Here is a 16,647-nt window from a genome sequence, read left to right on the forward strand (position 1 = left end):
ACGCGCTCCCGCAATTCCATAGGATGTGGCTTGCCCATTCCTACCCCCTATATCTGCCTCACAAACAGAGAACCATGGGCGCCACATCTTGGGAATCCTGAATCCGATCAGCTTGGGAACGCTCTAGCCCGAGATAGCAGGCCGCAGGCAGCAGACCGGCGGCGCCATCGAACACCACAATTCCTGCGATCGCGAGCGCAATGACGAAGAACACAGGCCCGAGATAGGGCACGAAATTCGCTGTGAAGGCGAGCACCCCCCAGAGGACTGGCGATGGCATTCCGAGCAGAGCCAGCGCACCGGTGACGGCGAGGCCGAGCACGGCGTTGATAATCGTAATGGTCAGGAAATAGCGCGAGACGAGTTGCTCGGCGGCCAGCAACCGCTCAGCGCTCAACCGGCCGTTGCCGGTTGCAGCGAGCGCGTAGAGCTCGGCGCGTGAGAGCAGGAAGAAGAAGAGCGTGCCGACGAAGATCAGGATCTGGCCGGCCAGCGCAGGCGCATAGCTGATTGCATCGGACACGTTCGACACGGCGGAACGAGCGGCGTCTTCGGCGCTCGGCACCGCGTCGCCCGAGCCGGCCGCGGTTCCGGACGGGCTCACTGCCTCGGCAACGCTGTCGGCCATGCCCTCGACACCCCGCAGCAGATCGCGCAACGAGTCAATCGCGCTCCTGATTTCCAGCCAGAGAAGCGGTGCGCGGTGCACCAGCTCGCGGATGTAGGGTTCCAGGAACAGGACGAAGAGCCCGGCCAAGGCGATCGTCGCCAGAAGGCCGGACAGCGCGGCGAGCGCCGGCGGGAGGCCGATCCGGGTAAGCCGGTCAGCAAAGGGCGCGAGCACAACGCCTGTGACCAGAGCGAGGAGGATCGACGCAATGAGCCCCTGCCCGAGTTCCAGCAATACAACGCCGGCTGCAAGGGCGAGCGCGACAAGAGAAGCGCGCTCAACGGGATCGGTTTGAGTCATTCGGTTTCTCCGGACTGGCAACGACAACGCGTGCCGGAGCGCAATGTTCCAAGGTCCTCCCAAGCGGAACCAAATAGGCGCTCGCGCGTTTTCATCTCATGCAACAGATGTCAGCCCAGCACGCCTTGCGCCCCGATCCACTTCCGCCGGCGGGGACCGTCTTCGCGGCCTTGCCCGCCCCGCGCGAGGGTCGGGACACGGACTCGCGCAAGGTCGGCGTCGAGATCGAGTTCGGCGGTCTGCCGGCGGAACAGGCCGCGCGCGTTGTCGTATCAGTCCTCGGCGGCACACCCGAGAAGCGGGCCCCCGGGGACTGGAGGATCACCGGCGGGGACTTGGGTCCGATCACGCTCTATCTCGACACTAGGTGGCGCCCGACAGAAGACAGCGCATTGGCGCGGTCCGGTGTCGAGTTCGGGCGCAACTTCGTGCCCTTCGAGATCGTGACCGAACCACTGGCGCAGAAGGATCTGCCGCGGCTCGATCACCTGCTGACCGATCTCGCGGGCGAGGGCGCCGAGGGCAGCGGCGAGGGACCGCTCAATGGCTTTGGCCTGCATCTCAACGTCGAACTAGCCGATCCGGAACGGGGCACCGACATGCCGCGCGTCGCGCTCTCCTTCGCGCTGCTCGAGCGCTGGCTGCGCCGCCGCGACCCGCTGGCCACCGGCCGCCGGCTGCTACCCTTCGCCGACCCCTGGCCGACCGCGTTGACCTCCGATCTCGCGGGAGCCTGGCCGGGCTTGGACCTGGAGGGATTGCTCGCAGTGCTGCACCGGCATGTCTCGTCCCGAAATTACGGGCTCGACCTGCTACCGGCCTGGGCCGAAGTGGCACCCGACGACTACAGGCTCTGGATGGAAAACGACACTGCCGTGTCGGCCCGCCCTACCTATCACTACCGGATGCCGGATTGCCGGATCGGCGCGCCCGGCTGGTCGCTTGCCTATGAGTGGAACCGCTGGGCGCTCATCGAGGCGGTTGCGTCCGACGATGACCTTCTCACAACGCTCTGCCGTGACTGGTGGCAGCATCGCGAGGTGCCGATGATACCCGAACGTGAAGCATGGTTCCGGTCCGTGACGAACCATCTCGGCCGCCTCGCGGACCTCGCCCCCGAAGGCGGCCCGCGGGCAAACGAGGCGTCGTCATGACATCGCGCAGGCACCCAGTCATTGCGGTGACCACCTCCGCCCGCTCCGGATGGCGAATCTTTCCGCTGGTCGCCTTCAACCTCTGGCTCGCCGGTGGCCGCGGGCGGCGCTGGGGCGCCGGCCGGCCGGCCGATCTCGAGGCAGTGGATGGGTTGATCATCGGTGGCGGCGATGACATCTCGCCCACGCTCTATGGTGGCGACCTCGTCGCCGAGGCCCGGATCGACCCGGCGCGCGACCGGCTGGAACGCAGGCTCGCCGCCGCGGCGCTCGAGCGCGGCCTTCCGGTGCTCGGCATCTGCCGCGGCGCGCAGATGCTCAACGTGGCGGCCGGCGGAACACTGATGGGCGATGCCTTTGCCCGCCACCCCGGATCGCGGCACTACCGCACGATCCTGCCGCGCCGCCGGGTGCGGGCGCGCAAGGATACCCTTCTGGCCCGGATCACCGGGCGCGAGGCGCTTCGGGTCAATGCGCTCCACAGCCAGGCGGTAGACCGGCTCGGCACTGGCCTCTGCGTCTCGGCACGCGACGAAGGCGGCATGGTGCAGGCGATCGAGCGGAGCGTCGGGTCCTTCGCCATCGGCGTGCAATGGCATCCCGAGCATCTCTTCTACCGCCGTGCCCAGCGGCGGATCTTTGCGGCCCTGGTCGCGGCCGCCCGCGCCCATGCCACAGCGCCCGGCGCACAGGACGGCCACGCCACTGCCGTGGCTCAGGAAATGGCGCCGATCTGACCCGCACGGATGTCTACGGGATGCTGCGCTGAAGCCGCACCCGCGATCCCGATTTCCGACCGAACGACGCTTGCGGAACCTCGCCGCTTTCCCTGCCCGCTCCGGTGCGTCAGCTATCCCACGATGGACAATCGCCCCTCCGGTGGGATAGTGCCGCGCTAGATCACCCGGGGAGTCCAGATGCCCGCCTTCGATTCCGGCCTCGCGCCGCTGATCCTGACAGCGCTCCTTGCCTATCTCCTCGGCTCGATCCCCTTCGGTCTCGTCATCGCCCGGGCATTCGGCCTCGGCGACCTGCGCTCAATTGGCTCGGGCAATATCGGGGCAACCAACGTTTTGCGCACCGGCAACAAGCTTGCCGCCTTCCTCACCCTCGTGCTCGACGCGTCCAAGGGCGGTGTGGCCGTGCTGATCGCCCGCGCGGCGATCGGCCCCGATGCTGCCCAGGTCGCGGGTTTCGCGGCCTTTCTCGGTCATCTCTACCCGGTCTGGCTCGGCTTTCGAGGCGGCAAGGGCGTGGCGACCTTTCTCGGCGTTCTGCTCGCGCTCGACTGGCGCGTCGGGCTCGCCTGTTGCGCGACCTGGCTCGCAACGGCGCTGATTTTCCGCATCTCCTCGCTCGCGGCACTCGTCGCCGCGGCGCTGGCCACCGGCTGGATGCTGGTCTTCGGCCGCACGGACATGGCCCTGCTCGGACTGGCGCTCACCGGCCTGGTATACCTCCGCCACAGCGCCAACATCGCCCGCCTGCTGCGCGGCACCGAACCCCGCATCGGGGCTGACAAGTAAGCCGGCCACCGCTACGCTTCGAGCCAGTCCTTCCATGACGGAGTTCGAAGAATGACTTTTCAGGATGCGGTAAAGACCTGTCTCACGCAGAAATATGTCGATTTCTCCGGCCGGGCCCGGCGGTCGGAATACTGGTGGTTCGTGCTCTTCGTGTTCATCGGCAACATCATCTTCGGGATCATCGGCATCGATCTGCTCGGCGCCCTTTGGAGCCTTGCGCTGCTCCTTCCGGGAATCGCCGTGGGCGTCCGCCGTCTGCACGACCTCGACAAGTCCGGCTGGTGGCTCCTGATCGCGCTGATCCCGCTGATCGGCCTGTTGGTTCTGATCTATTTCTTCGTCCAGCCCGGCACGCGTGGCGCCAACCAATACGGCCCGGAGCCGCGCGTCGAGCCGAACGGTTTCTGACCCTGCCGCCTCCGGCCAGACCCGGCCCGGAGGCGCACTGATTTCCATCCCGCCGTCGAAGTTTCGCCGCAAAAACCAGTCAGCTTGCGGCAAGCAAACGAGACGGGGGTAAGATCCATGCGCAGCCTCTTCCGGGCCTTTGACAATTTCTTCTTCAAGGCTTTCGACATCATGGGCCGGTCCTCACGTGCCGAGTATTGGTGCGTTATGCCGATCCTCTGGGCAATCATGGGCGGCCTGTTCTGGATCGATCTCCGCGGCATCGACCGAGCTTTCAGCGCCGGGGAGATCCCGTCCCTCAACCCGCTTGCCTATGGCTCGGTCCTCTTCATTCTGGTCACCGCGATCCCGCGCCTAACCCTGTCGATCCGCCGGTTGCAGGATAGCGGGCGCAGGGCGCGATGGGTGACCATGCCGTACTCCGCGGCCTTCCTGGCGCTGATGGGATTCTTCGGGCTCGCCACGTCCGGCGCCTTCGTCGTCGAGGGCGATTTCACCGACGCCGGAGTGCCGATCGCGATGGCTCTCAGTTTCGGTTCGCCCGAAGGGGCCGCCGTGGCTGTCTACGAGATCGTGAGCAATATTGAGAACATCCGCTTCGTCGGGCAACTTCCGGCCAGCGGCGAGATTGCCTCGGCGATCTCGAACGAGGCGATGGGGGGGCCGGCGGCGACACTGCCGATGCTGTTCATGTTGGCGATAATGTTTCTCTACCCGCCGCTCGCGATGATGCTCTACACGCTCATCATGTCCCTGCCTTCAGACGAGGACGAGAACGCCTATGGCCTGCCGACCAATCTCGGCCACGGCCCGAAACGCGCCTCCAAGGGCGAGCACAACGCCTTCGCATCCTACGCGATCCTGACCCGGCAGGGGCGCAAGATGACCGAAGAGGAGATCGTCGCGCGCAGGGAGGCCGTGCACAGCCTCTACGAGAGCCGCGTGCTCGGCCGACGCTGAGCCTTTCGGTCGTCAGTAGCTGTATTCGGAGTAGATCCGATTGAGGTCGCCATTCCAGTCGCCGTGGAAATGGTCGAGAAGCTCGTCCGCGGGCACCCGGCCGGTTTCGACGCTGTCCTGCAACGCGTTCAGAAAGTGGGTCTCGTCGGGAATCATGCCGCCGGCGCCCGGGATCGCCCGCCCCTCGAGGCCGATCGCAGCGATCTTCACCGCCTCGCGGGCCAACTCGCGGAGTGAGACGCCGCCCGCGCTGCCTTGAAGCCCGTCGACCGATGCGGCCACCCTCAGCCCCTCGCGGGTCTCCGCGTCGAAACCCTTCACAAGGTCCCAGGCAGCGTCGAGCGCCGTGCCGTCATACAGCAGGCCGGTCCAGAACGCCGGTAGTGCACAGAGACGTCGCCACGGACCGCCATCGGCGCCCCGCATCTCCATGTATTTCTTGATCCGCGCCTCGGGGAAGACCGTCGTCAGGTGATCGGCCCAGTCCGAGAGCGTCGGCGTCTCGCCGGGCAGCGCCGGCAGCTTGCCCTTCATGAAATCGCGGAAGGACTGGCCGAGTGCGTTGATATACTTGCCGTCGCGGTAGACGAAATACATCGGCACATCGAGCCCATATTCCACCCAGGCCTGGAAACCGAAACCCGGCTCGAAGACGAAGGGCAGCATGCCGGTGCGTGACGCGTCGAGGTCGCGCCAGATCCGCGACCGCCAGGACTTGTGGCCGTTGAGCTTGCCCTCGAGAAACGGTGAGTTGGCGAAGAGCGCGGTGGCCACGGGTTGCAGCGCGAGTGCGACGCGCAGTTTCTGCGTCATGTCGGCCTCGCTGGCGAAGTCGAGATTCACCTGCACGGTACAGGTGCGATACATCATCTGCTTGCCGAGTTCGCCCACCCTGTCCATGTAGTCGGTCATCAGCCGATACCGCCCCTTGGGCATCTGCGGCATCTCTTCATGGGTCCATTCCGGCGCGGTGCCGAGCCCGATAAAGCCCGCGCCGATCTCGTCGGCGACCGCCTTGACCTCGCGAAGATGCTCGTTGACCTCGTCGCAGGTCTCGTGGATCGAGCGCAGGGGCGCGCCCGACAGCTCGAGCTGCCCGCCCGGCTCCAGCGAGATATTCGCGCCGTTGAGCTCGAGGCCGATGATGTTGTCCTGCTCGAGGATCGGCTTCCAACCGAACCGGTCCCGAAGCCCCTCCAGCATTGCCTTGATCGAGCGCGGCCCGTCATAGGGCAGCGGCTTCAGGGTGTCGCGGCAATAGCCGAACTTCTCGTGCTCCGTGCCGATGCGCCAGTCCGCCTTGGGCTTGCAGCCGCTCTCGAGATACTCGACCAGTTGCTCATAGCGCTCGATCGGACCGCCGCCGGATTGAGGGATGGACATGGGGTTTCTCCGGGATGGACGCACCGTGCGCGCTTCGTGCGACGGTCGCTGCGCGGTGTCAAGGGTCAGCGCGGCTCCATCGGCGAACAGCCTGTGCGCGCGGAGATTCCTACGCGCCGCGATGCCAAGCGGTCCCCCGAGGTCGTTCGGGACGCGCCCGCATGCATACGGATGCGACGCTCACCGCTCGGGCGGGAGGATCTCCGGCGCGATCCGCCGGGACCAGATCCGCCGGCCATGCGGCGCCGCGCCCTGTAGAGCCGACATCAGTGCCTTCGCCTCCATTCCCGGAAGCGCCGCGAAATGGTCGTAGAGCGCCGCCGCACCCGCCGCGGCCATCGGCACCAGCAGCATCTGCCCGTCGGCCTGCCGCAGCCGCCAGCAGCGGCGCGATCCGGCCACGTCGATCACCTCGATCTCGACCAGTTCGGCGAGGTCCACCGCGCCGCCCATGATCGGCCCCATGTAGGTTATCCGCCCCTCGTCGACAGCGACCACGCCCGGCGCGTCGATCGCCATGCGGAAGCGCATCCGCCGCCAGGCGAAGACCGCCAGCGTCAGCCCCACCGCGATGACCAGCCCGCCAAGCACGAGCATCACCAGCCCGCCGAGCCCCGCCAGCCAGACGCCGGCCAGCGCCGTCGCCAGCGCCGCCAGTACCTCGCTCCAGCGCGACAATGCACGCGCTACTTCGGGCCGCAGAAAGCTCACGTCGCCGTCCCGGCCGCCATCAGGCGGCGGCCCTCACGGATTGAGTGTCGGCGAAGAAGAGAAGCGTGAAATGGCCGATCTGACGGAATCCGATCGCCTCGTAGGCGCGGCTCGCCGCGGGGCCGGAGGCGAACAGGATCGCCCGCTTCACACCTACGCGCCGCGCCTGCTCGAGATGCAGCGCAACCGCGCGGCGGGCATGGCCGCGGCCGCGCGCCGCCTCCGGCGTGAAGACGCTTCCGATCTGCACCATGTCCTTCAGGATCGCGTTGAAGGAGGTCATCGCAACCGGCTGGCCGTCTTCCTCCAGCAGCATCAGCGACCGCCGGTCGAGCATCGTCTCTACATCGGCCTTTGCGAGGTCGGCTGCGTCCGCTTCGGCAAAGTGGAAGATCTCGACGAGGTAATCCGTGCGCCAGCGGATCAGCAGCGGCAGGTCGGTCGCCGTCGCGGCGCGCAGCCGGGTCGTGCCGGCGGGCGGCATCAACGCCGCGAGATCGAGGGAATAGAGCGGCTCATCGTCGTCAAGCTGCGTCTCCGCTGCCATTAGTCCCAGCCGCGCCCGCATCTCGCGCACCTGCTCGGTCGCACCGAAGATCCCGTTGATCCGGTAGGGTGCGAGGATACCGACCACCTCCGCCGGCAACGCCTCGGGAACCTGGACCAGCAGAAACCCGGCAGTGGTGATGCCGAAGACACCGGTGACAGCCCCCTCCTCTTCGCGGATCCACATCCGCGTGGCATTGCGCGCCTCGCCGCCGCAAGGCCCGTGTTCGGCAAGATTCGCGCGCAGGAACATCGACGTGTCTGAGCGCCCGACGAGGAAAGCCTCGATCGCGCTGCTATCGGCCGGAAGGGCCGGTCGGAAAGCCATCACCAATCTCCCAACGCGCTCTGCCAAAGCGCCAGAGCCGCCACCGCCGCGGTATCGGCCCGCAGGATGCGCGGTCCGAGGCTCACGGCCACCGCGCGCTCCATATCACGCAATCGTGTCCGTTCGGAGTCAGAAAATCCGCCCTCTGGACCGATCAGGATCGCCCATGGCCCGGGCGCATCACCGGCCGCCTGCGCCAGTGTCGCGCCTGCGCCGGAGAGGGCCTCGTCACAGAACATCAGCCGCCGGTCGGCGGGCCAACCGTCGAGCAGCCGATCGAGCCGCTGCAACTCCGCCACCTCCGGCACGAAGGTGCCGCCGCATTGTTCGGCCGCCTCGACGGCATGGGCCTGCAACCGGTCACGCCGGATCCGCTCGGCATTGGTAAAGGCCGTCTGGACCGGGCAAATCCGCGCCGCACCCATCTCCGTCGCCTTTTCGACGATGAAATCGGTCCGCGCCTTCTTGATCGGCGCGAAGAGCAGCCAGAGATCCGGCGGCGTCTGCAGCGGGCGCGTCTGCTCGCGGCAGAGAAGCACCCCGCCGCGCTTGCCCGCCTCGGCCACCTCGGCGCGATACTCGCCCGACCTCCCGTCGAAGACCAGAACCTCCTCCCCGGCGCCGAGCCGCATCACGCCGAACAGGTAATGCGCCTGCTCCCGGCTGAGCAAAACGCTTTGCCCCGGTGCAAGGCTTTGTTCTACAAACAGCCGAACCTTCGACATCGACCCCAATCCTCGTTCCGGGCGGACCATATGACCGACACCAGCCAGACTCCAGACACATCGCAGCCAGACGCCGCTTCCGCTCCGACCCCCGGAACCGTTGCCGATTCCGTTTCGGGAAACTGGGTCGACACCCGCGCCCCCGCCGCCCTGCGACCCTATCTCAGGCTCTCGCGCGCCGACCGCCCGGTTGGCTTCTGGACGCTCATTATCCCCTCGCTCTGGGGCCTTTTTGCGGCCGCCGCCGCCACCGGATGGCGGCCCTTCGACTGGTGGATCCTGATCGCCGTGATCCTCGGCTCGTTCCTGATGCGCGGCGCCGGCTGCACCTGGAACGACCTCACCGACCGCGAAATCGACGCGCTTGTCGAGCGCACCAAGTCGCGCCCCCTGCCCTCCGGCCAGGTCACGCCGCGCCAGGCCCTCCTCTGGATGGGTGGCCAGTTGCTCTTCGCCTTCCTCCTGCTGCTGACCTTGGGAAAGACCGCCATCGCCCTCGGCGTCGCCGCCATGTTCCTTGTCGTGCTTTACCCGTTCGGCAAGCGCTTTACCTGGTGGCCGCAGTTCATCCTCGGGCTGAACCTCTCCTGGGGCGTGCTGGTCGCCTGGGCGGCCCATAGCGGTGCGCTCACCCTCGCGCCGGTCTTCCTGTTCTTCGGCGGGGTCTCGTGGACGATCTTCTACGACACGATCTACGCCCATCAGGACATCGAGGACGATGCGATGATCGGCGTGAAATCCACGGCGCGGCTGTTCGGAGACGAGACCAGGGCCTGGCTCAGGCTCTTCATGATGGTGACCGTGCTGATGCTGAGCGTCGGCATCTTTCTCGCGCTCGGGCCGACCGGAAACCCGCTCGCGCTGGCGCTCGGCCTGACCGGTGCCTGGGGGATGGGCCTTCACATGGCATGGCTCACGGGAAGGGTCGATCTCTCCGATCCCCGGTCCTGCCTGATTGCATTCCGGGCGCTGACGCAGACCGGTCTGATCCTTGCGACAGGTCTTTTGCTGTCCCTGCTCGTGATGCTCTGAACGGCCGCGTCCGACAGTGGCGGAAAGCCGCCGGCGGACAATTGATCCCACCGGCGCGCGGCTCTATGAGATCCCAACCGACAACAGGACGACCAGCCCGATGCGCCTTGGCCCCAAGATCATCTCCGCGACCGCCGTGATTCTGGCGGCCCTCGGTTGCTGGCTGGCCGCTTCCGTCGCCGCCGACATCATCGAGGACCGATCCGGCCGCGCCGTCGAGATCGCGCTGATCGAGGCCGGCCATGACTGGGCCGACGTGCATACCGACGGGTTGCAGGTCCATATCGGCGGCATTGCACCCACCGAGGCGAAGCGGTTCAACGCGCTGCATGTTGCCGGGAAGATGGTCGAGGCAACCCGCATCGTCGACGGAACCACGGTTCAGCCCTCCGAACCGCTGGCGCCGCCGGGCTACTCCATCGAGATCCTGCGCAACGACGAAGGCGTGACTCTGATCGGCCTGGTCCCCGTCGAGACGGACCGCGAGGCGATGATGGGGGAAATCAAGGCGCTGGCCGAGGGGGCCGAGGTGACCGACCTCCTGCAGACGGCACATTACCCCGAACCGGAGAGCTGGACGGAATCGGTTCTGCTCGGGCTCGATGCGCTGGCGCGGCTCCCGCGCTCAAAGATCTCAATCGCGCCGGGCCGTGTGAACATCACCGCGATCGCCGACTCCGAAGAGGAGAAGCTGGAGATGGAGGAGGCGATCGACGCGCTCCGGCGGCGCCCGGCGAACCGCGGACTGCTTGTCATCCGGGAAATCTCCGCCCCCCGCCCGGTCATTGCGCCCTTCACCCTGCGCTTCGTCATCGACGATGCAGGTCCGCATTTCGACGCCTGTTCGGCCGACACCGAGCGTTCCCGCCGCCGCATCCTCGCCGCGGCCAGCGCGGCAAATGCCACAGGCACGCTCGACTGCACACTGGGGCTCGGCGTGCCCACGACGGAATGGGCCGATGCCGTGGTGCAGGCGATCGCTGCGGTTGCCGATCTCGGCGGCGGTTCGGTGACCTTCTCGGATGCGGATGTCACGCTGGTCGCCCTGGAGACCACGCGTCAGGAGGATTTCGACCGCGTCGTCGGAGAGCTGGAATCGAACCTGCCCGAGGTTTTTTCCCTGCATTCGGTCAAGCCCGAGCCGCCGGAAACCGATGACAGCGTCGGTGCCGGTCCGCCGGAATTCACCGCCACACGCAGCCCGGAAGGCCAGGTGCAGCTGCGTGGCCGGCTCAACAACGCGATGGTGCGCGAGACGGTCGAGAGTTTCGCCAAGGCAAGGTTCGGCGCGGCGTCGGTCTACACAGCGGCGCGAATCGACGAGACACTACCTGACAACTGGCCGGTCCGGGTCCTCGCCGGGCTTCAGGCCCTCTCCGAGCTCGACAGCGGTGCGGTGGTGGTCAAGGAGGACGTCGTTAACCTCGACGGACGCACCGGTAACCCTGACGCCAAGGCCGAAGTCGCCCGCCTCTTGGCCGAGAAGCTCGGCGACAGTCAGCGGATCTCGCTCAACGTGACCTATGTCGAGGCGCTCGACCCGGTGGCCGCACTGCCCACGCCGGAGGAATGCGTGGGCCAGATCAACGACCTGCTCGCCGGCTCCAAGATCACTTTCGAGCCTGGCTCGGCGGAGATCTCGGGCAGCGCCGCGGGCGTCATCAATGACATCGCCGACGTTCTGAAGGACTGCCGAGAGGTCGAGATGTCGATCGAGATCGCCGGCTACACCGACAGCCAGGGCAGGGAAGAGATGAATCTCGAGCTGAGCCAGGGCCGCGCCGAGGCAGTGCTGGAAGCACTCGTGGCGCGGCGCGTGCTGACCTCGGGGATCACAGCGAAGGGTTATGGCGAGGCCGATCCGATCGCAGACAATGACACCGAAGAAGGCCGCGAGGCCAACCGCCGGATCGACTTCCACCTGCTCGGCGCCGAAGACGAGTCTCAGGAGGGAGAGGCCGCCGAAGGCGAGACCGAGACGCAGGACGCTCAGGGTGACGACCCCGCCGCCGAAGACACCGCCGAGGAAACCGGCGAGACGGACGTGACGGCCGGAACCGACGCGGCAGAGCCGGCGGAGGGCGCGACGGTGGATGCAATCACCGGCGCGGCGACGGACGCCGATGCGGCGGACGGCACGGATGAGGACAAGGGAGAGAGCCAGTGAACCGCTCCGAATTCATTATCGCGACCGCGCTGGTCCTCTTCGTCTCCTTCCTTCTCGGCTGGTTCGCCTCCTGGATCGTCCACCGGGTGACTCGCGTCACCCAGTCGGAGATGGGCGAACTCGACAAGATGGCGCAGGCGCTGCACGAAGCCGAGGAAACCCGCGATCAGGCAATCACCTATTTGCAACAGCGCGAGGCTGAACTCACCAATCAGCTCACCCAGACCGAGGCAGAACTGAACGCAGCGATGGAGGGCCTGCGCGACACACGCCAAGAGACGGAAGAGCTGCGCGCCTATATCGAAAGGATGCAGGGAGAAGCGTGAGCCGGGCAGGGATCGCGCCTCCAGCGCAGCCCCACTTCTTCAGCTCGAAAGTATCCCGAGGACACGCGCTTATGCGTGTTTGGGGGCAGCGCCAGCTCGGACTGTTGCCACTGGCGCAAGGCTCTCGGTTTCGCCTCGCCTCTACCAGCGATCAAGCGCTGCCTCGTCCTCGTCTTTCGCCGCAACCCACCGCGCGCCGTCCGGCCCATGCTCCTGTTTCCAGAAAGGCGCACGGGACTTGAGATAGTCCATGAGGAACTCGGCCGCCTCAAAGGCCGCTCGCCTGTGCCGCGCGGCGGTGGCCACCATCATGATCTGTGCGCCCGGCTTCATCGGCCCGAAACGGTGGATCACCAATGCGTCGATCAGCTTCCAGCGCTCTACGGCCTCTGCGGCGATCGCCTCCAACGCGCGCTCCGTCATGCCTGGATAGTGCTCGATCACCATCTCGCTGAGCTGTCCGCTGTCATCGCGGACGATGCCGGAGAAGCTGACGATTGCACCCGCCCCCTCTGCCCGCGCGGTGAAGCCGTCGAGTTCATCACCGGCAAGGAAGGCCGCCTGCTGGAGCCGGATCTCCATTCAGCCCCCCGTCATCGGCGGGAAGAAGGCGACCTCGCGCACGCCGGCGAGCGGCGCATCGAAATCCGCCAGTTCCTGGTCGAGCGCGACCCTGACGGCCGAAAGGTCGGAAAACGCCAGCGCATAGCGCTCTTCGCGGTCCGAGAGTTCCGCAACGAGATCGGCGACGGTGGCGGCGGAGGTTTCGACCGCTTCCCGTGGCAGTCCGATCCGCTCACGCAACCAGGCAAAATAGAGCACGTCGATCATGGAATCAGTCCCTGAGATACGGCCGGGCCTTGTTGAAATAGTCGAGCCCGGTGACAATCGTCAGCACCGCCGCGAACCAGAGCAGCGCGATGCCGGCGCCGAAGAGGAGGTTGCCCGCGGCGACCCCGCTCGCCAGAAGGGACGCGATCGCGACCATCTGTGTCGCGGTCTTCCACTTGGCGAGCTTCGTGACCGCCAGCGTGCCGGCTGTGTCTCCGAGGAATTCGCGCAGGCCCGAAACGAAGGTCTCGCGCAACAGTATCAGCGCGGCAGGCAGCGCGATCCAGACAGTGACCCCGTGGAGCCCGGTCAGCGTGGCCAGCGCGATGGTGACGATCGCCTTGTCGGCGATCGGGTCGAGCATGGTGCCCATGAGCGTGCGCTGTTCCCAGGCACGGGCGAGACGGCCGTCGACCCAGTCGGTGGCCGACGCGCCGACAAAAAGCGTCAGCGCTGCCCAGTCGGCCTCAGGCCGCGGCAGGACAAGGAAGACCAGCAGCACCCCGGGCGCCGCAACCAGGCGCAGCGCAGTGAGAATATTGGGAACGGTCCAGCGCATGGGTCTCTCCTAGCGCGGATCTTGCCCATGTGAAAGCGTCAGCCGCGTTCGTTGAAGAAATCGTAGATCGTCTGCGCGAGGCCGGCCGACACCCCGTCCACCGCCTTCAGATCGGCGAGGCCCGCACGGCTGACCGCCTTGGCAGAGCCGAAATGGGCGAGCAGCGCCCGCTTGCGGGTCGCGCCGACACCGGGGATGTCGTCGAGCGGGGTGGCGCCGACCGCCCTGGCGCGTTTCGTGCGATGGGCGCCGATGGCGAAACGGTGCGCCTCGTCGCGCAACCGCTGGACGAAATACAGCACTGGGTCGTTGTGGCGCAGCGCAAAGGGCCGCTGGCCGGGACGGTGAAATTCCTCCTTGCCCGCGTCGCGGTCGACGCCCTTGGCGACGCCGATGAAGGGAACGTCCTCGACGCCAAGCTCGGCCAAGATCTCCGCCACCGCGCCAACCTGCCCTGCCCCGCCATCGATCAGCAGGAGGTCCGGCCACGCCTCGCCCTGTCGGTCCGGATCTTCCTTCAAGAGGCGCTTGAAGCGGCGCGTCAGCACCTCCTTCATCATGCCGAAATCGTCGCCGGGGGTCAGCGCCTCGCCCTTGATGTTGAACTTGCGATACTGGCTCTTGAGGAACCCCTCTGAACCGGCGACGATCATCGCGCCGACTGCGTTCGTTCCCTGGATATGCGAGTTATCGTAGACCTCGATGCGCGCGGGCGGCGCGGCAAGATCGAAAGCGGAGGCGAGCCCGGCGAGCAGTTTCGACTGCGCGGCCGACTCCGACATCTTCCGCGCCAGCGCCTCGCGGGCGTTGCGGACCGCGCCGGCCACCAGCTCGGCCTTCTCGCCCCGCTGCGGCACGAGGAGATCGACCTTGCGTCCGGCCTTCTCCGAAAGCACTTCGGCCAGCAGCTCCCGGTCATCGATGTCGTGGCTCAGGATTACGTGCCGCGGGGGCTCCTTGCTGTCGTAGAACTGCGCGAGGAAGCTACGCAGGATCTCGGCCGTCGACTCGGTGCCTCCGGTGCGGGGGTAATAGTCGTGGTTGCCCCAGTTCTGGTGGGCGCGGATGAAGAAGACCTGCACGCAGGCCTGACCGCCCTCCAGATGCAGCCCGACCACGTCCGCCTCGGCCACGCCGCGGGGGTTGATCCCCTGCGCGGACTGCACCTGAGTCAGCGCCCGGATGCGGTCACGAAGCGCCGCGGCGCGTTCGAACTCCATCGCTTCGGCAGCGGCCTGCATCTCGCCGGCAAGCTCCTCCTGCACATTCGTCGACTTGCCCTGGAGGAAGCGCTCGGCGTCCCTGACCAGCGCGCCGTATTCCGCCTCCGAGACGCGGCCGACGCATGGCGCGGAACAACGCTTGATCTGGTAGAGCAGGCAGGGTCGCGTGCGGCTTTCGAAGGTCGCGTCCGAGCAGTTGCGCAGCAGAAAGACCTTCTGCAACTGGTTCAGCGTCCGGTTGACCGCGCCGGCGGAGGCGAACGGGCCAAAATAGGCGCCGGTCTCCTTCTTGGCGCCGCGATGCTTCTTGATCTGCGGAAAGGCATGGGCCCGCGAGACGAGAATGTTTGGAAAGGACTTGTCGTCCCGAAGCAGCACGTTGTAGCGCGGCTTGAGCTGCTTGATGAGATTTTGCTCCAGCAGCAGCGCCTCGGCCTCGGTCTGCGTTGTCAGGAACATCATCGAGGCGGTCTCGCGGATCATCCGGGCGATGCGCGCGGAATGCCCGGTCGGCCGCGCGTAGCTCGAGACCCGCGCCTTGAGATTGCGCGCCTTGCCGACGTAGAGAACCCTGCTGTCTGCATCGAGCATCCGGTAGACACCGGACGACGCGTCGAGCGTGCGCAGGTAGTCCTGGATACAGGCATGCCCGGTCGGCCGTTCCGCGCGCCCCTCCGCTGACCCGTCGGCTGCGTGCCGCTCATCCAAGCTCATGTTGCTCCTGCATCGATTCTCCGGATCGCTGCAATGTAACGACGGCGGGGGCAACAGGAAACCTGTCCACGATTCCTGTGGATAAGCCTCGGGACAACCATCAGCGCAACTCCGCATGACCCTGTGTTTCTAAGCAGTTCCTTAAGCTGCCTAAAAAATAGGCCGATATGCAATCGCTTGATTTCACAATAAATTTTTTAGCATCACAGCAAGCATTTGATTTATTTAAATGTTTTTTGACATTTTCGTGAAGGCGCTGCGGAGCGTGAATAATTGGTCGCTTCGGCACGTCGTTTGCTATTCCGGGAGAACCACATCCGGCGTCTTCCAGGCAAGGTGCTGGCCGCCGTCAACACAGAGCAACTGCCCGCTCACAGCCGGCGCGTCGAGGAAATAGCCAAGGGCTGCGTTGATGTCGGACCGGTTCGAGCCACGTTCGAGCACACAGGCGGCGCGTTGCGCACGGAACTGCGCCTCGCTCTGGCGCGGGTTGGGCAGGGTCGGGCCGGGGCCGATCGCATTGACGCGTATATCGGGCGCAAGGGCGCGGGCGGCGGTCTGGGTGAAGGCCCAGAGCGCCATCTTGGCGATCGTGTAGCTCATGAAATGCGGCGTCGGCTTCAGCACCCGCTGGTCGACGATATTGACCACCAGAGATTGAGAGAGCGCCTCGTGGGAGTGATCCCGGATCGCGCGCGGCGCCTGGGCGGCGAAGGCCTGGGTCAGGACCACCGGGGCGCGCAGGTTGGACTCCATGTGGAGATCCCAGCTCTCGCGGTTGGCGGTGTCGAGGCTGTCGGGCTCGTAGATCGAAGCGTTGTTGACCAGGAGGTTGAGCGGCCCGCCGAGCGCCGCCGCGGCTGCGGGAAGCAGGCCCTGCATTTCCGCCTCGCGGGTCAGGTCTGCCGGAATTGCCGCTGCCGTCCGCCCCATGCCGCGGATCTCGGCCGCCACCTCCTCCGCTGCATCTGGCGAACCATGGTAGTGCACCGCAACGTCATGGCCACGCTCGGCAAGATAGAGTGCCATAGCACGGCCGATCCGCCGTGCGGCCCCCGTCACCAATGCCCTTTTCTCGGTCATC

18 protein-coding genes are annotated in these 16,647 nt (G+C 66.5%); 8 read left to right on the forward strand and 10 right to left on the reverse strand.

What is annotated here, in order from left to right:
- Positions 1 to 58 precede the first annotated feature (58 nt).
- Positions 59 to 970, reverse strand: a complete 912-nt coding sequence (locus EU800_RS20610) for an AI-2E family transporter (protein WP_129635288.1) — start codon at positions 968 to 970, stop codon at positions 59 to 61.
- Positions 971 to 1,068: 98 nt separating this feature from the next.
- On the opposite strand from EU800_RS20610, the gene EU800_RS20615 reads away from it, so the two are divergent.
- From EU800_RS20615 to EU800_RS20635, 5 genes are all read left to right on the forward strand, one after another.
- Positions 1,069 to 2,124, forward strand: coding sequence for an amidoligase family protein (locus EU800_RS20615; RefSeq protein ID WP_129635290.1), 1,056 nt, complete (start codon positions 1,069 to 1,071; stop codon positions 2,122 to 2,124).
- On the forward strand, positions 2,121 to 2,861 hold the full coding sequence (locus EU800_RS20620; protein WP_129635292.1) for a gamma-glutamyl-gamma-aminobutyrate hydrolase family protein: 741 nt from the start codon (positions 2,121 to 2,123) through the stop codon (positions 2,859 to 2,861). The genes EU800_RS20615 and EU800_RS20620 overlap by 4 nt, the downstream gene beginning before the upstream one ends.
- Before the next feature lie 180 nt (positions 2,862 to 3,041).
- Positions 3,042 to 3,650 carry a glycerol-3-phosphate 1-O-acyltransferase PlsY gene (gene plsY / locus EU800_RS20625; protein ID WP_129635294.1) on the forward strand — a complete coding sequence of 203 codons (609 nt, stop codon included), beginning with the start codon at positions 3,042 to 3,044 and terminating at the stop codon, positions 3,648 to 3,650.
- A 51-nt stretch (positions 3,651 to 3,701) separates the two neighbouring features.
- Positions 3,702 to 4,058 carry a DUF805 domain-containing protein gene (locus tag EU800_RS20630; RefSeq protein WP_129635296.1) on the forward strand — a complete coding sequence of 119 codons (357 nt, stop codon included), beginning with the start codon at positions 3,702 to 3,704 and terminating at the stop codon, positions 4,056 to 4,058.
- Between the two features lie 117 nt (positions 4,059 to 4,175).
- Positions 4,176 to 5,018 (forward strand): DUF805 domain-containing protein, encoded by an 843-nt coding sequence (locus EU800_RS20635; protein ID WP_129635298.1) that lies wholly within the window; start codon positions 4,176 to 4,178, stop codon positions 5,016 to 5,018.
- 12 nt (positions 5,019 to 5,030) lie between these two features.
- Here EU800_RS20635 and EU800_RS20640 read toward each other — a convergent pair whose 3' ends face one another.
- The 4 genes from EU800_RS20640 to EU800_RS20655 all read right to left on the reverse strand — a co-directional run bounded on the left by EU800_RS20640 (position 5,031) and on the right by EU800_RS20655 (position 8,711).
- On the reverse strand, positions 5,031 to 6,401 hold the full coding sequence (locus tag EU800_RS20640) for a glutamate--cysteine ligase (RefSeq protein WP_129635300.1): 1,371 nt from the start codon (positions 6,399 to 6,401) through the stop codon (positions 5,031 to 5,033).
- Positions 6,402 to 6,581: 180 nt separating this feature from the next.
- A complete protein-coding gene (locus EU800_RS20645) occupies positions 6,582 to 7,112 on the reverse strand; it encodes a hypothetical protein (protein WP_129635302.1) in 531 nt (176 codons plus the stop codon).
- A 19-nt stretch (positions 7,113 to 7,131) separates the two neighbouring features.
- Positions 7,132 to 7,986, reverse strand: a complete 855-nt coding sequence (locus EU800_RS20650) for a GNAT family N-acetyltransferase (RefSeq protein ID WP_129635304.1) — start codon at positions 7,984 to 7,986, stop codon at positions 7,132 to 7,134.
- A complete protein-coding gene (locus tag EU800_RS20655; RefSeq protein WP_129635306.1) occupies positions 7,986 to 8,711 on the reverse strand; it encodes a 16S rRNA (uracil(1498)-N(3))-methyltransferase in 726 nt (241 codons plus the stop codon). The genes EU800_RS20650 and EU800_RS20655 overlap by 1 nt, the downstream gene beginning before the upstream one ends.
- 30 nt (positions 8,712 to 8,741) lie before the next feature.
- On the opposite strand from EU800_RS20655, the gene ubiA reads away from it, so the two are divergent.
- The 3 genes from ubiA (at position 8,742) to EU800_RS20670 (ending at position 12,236) form a co-directional block, all read left to right on the forward strand.
- Positions 8,742 to 9,743, forward strand: a complete 1,002-nt coding sequence (ubiA, locus tag EU800_RS20660; RefSeq protein ID WP_242500655.1) for a 4-hydroxybenzoate octaprenyltransferase — start codon at positions 8,742 to 8,744, stop codon at positions 9,741 to 9,743.
- A gap of 100 nt (positions 9,744 to 9,843) precedes the next feature.
- Positions 9,844 to 11,910, forward strand: coding sequence for an OmpA family protein (locus EU800_RS20665; RefSeq protein ID WP_129635310.1), 2,067 nt, complete (start codon positions 9,844 to 9,846; stop codon positions 11,908 to 11,910).
- The gene (locus tag EU800_RS20670) at positions 11,907 to 12,236 is read left to right on the forward strand and encodes a hypothetical protein (protein WP_129635312.1); all 330 of its coding nucleotides are present in this window, start codon (positions 11,907 to 11,909) and stop codon (positions 12,234 to 12,236) included. Before EU800_RS20665 ends, EU800_RS20670 begins: the two co-directional genes overlap by 4 nt.
- A 141-nt stretch (positions 12,237 to 12,377) precedes the next feature.
- Here the strand turns inward: EU800_RS20670 and EU800_RS20675 are convergent, their stop codons facing one another.
- From EU800_RS20675 to EU800_RS20695, 5 genes are all read right to left on the reverse strand, one after another.
- Positions 12,378 to 12,818 carry a molybdenum cofactor biosynthesis protein MoaE gene (locus EU800_RS20675; protein ID WP_129635314.1) on the reverse strand — a complete coding sequence of 147 codons (441 nt, stop codon included), beginning with the start codon at positions 12,816 to 12,818 and terminating at the stop codon, positions 12,378 to 12,380.
- The gene (gene moaD, locus EU800_RS20680) at positions 12,819 to 13,067 is read right to left on the reverse strand and encodes a molybdopterin converting factor subunit 1 (RefSeq protein ID WP_165354776.1); all 249 of its coding nucleotides are present in this window, start codon (positions 13,065 to 13,067) and stop codon (positions 12,819 to 12,821) included.
- Between the two features lie 4 nt (positions 13,068 to 13,071).
- A complete protein-coding gene (gene pgsA, locus EU800_RS20685; RefSeq protein ID WP_129635315.1) occupies positions 13,072 to 13,626 on the reverse strand; it encodes a CDP-diacylglycerol--glycerol-3-phosphate 3-phosphatidyltransferase in 555 nt (184 codons plus the stop codon).
- Between the two features lie 38 nt (positions 13,627 to 13,664).
- Positions 13,665 to 15,563 carry an excinuclease ABC subunit UvrC gene (gene uvrC / locus EU800_RS20690; RefSeq protein ID WP_129635317.1) on the reverse strand — a complete coding sequence of 633 codons (1,899 nt, stop codon included), beginning with the start codon at positions 15,561 to 15,563 and terminating at the stop codon, positions 13,665 to 13,667.
- Between the two features lie 297 nt (positions 15,564 to 15,860).
- On the reverse strand, positions 15,861 to 16,646 hold the full coding sequence (locus EU800_RS20695) for an SDR family oxidoreductase (RefSeq protein WP_129635319.1): 786 nt from the start codon (positions 16,644 to 16,646) through the stop codon (positions 15,861 to 15,863).
- Between the last annotated feature and the right edge of the window lies 1 nt (position 16,647).

Origin of the sequence: Tropicimonas sp. IMCC6043 (assembly GCF_004146235.1) — a bacterium.
In the GTDB taxonomy this organism is placed as follows: domain Bacteria; phylum Pseudomonadota; class Alphaproteobacteria; order Rhodobacterales; family Rhodobacteraceae; genus Tropicimonas.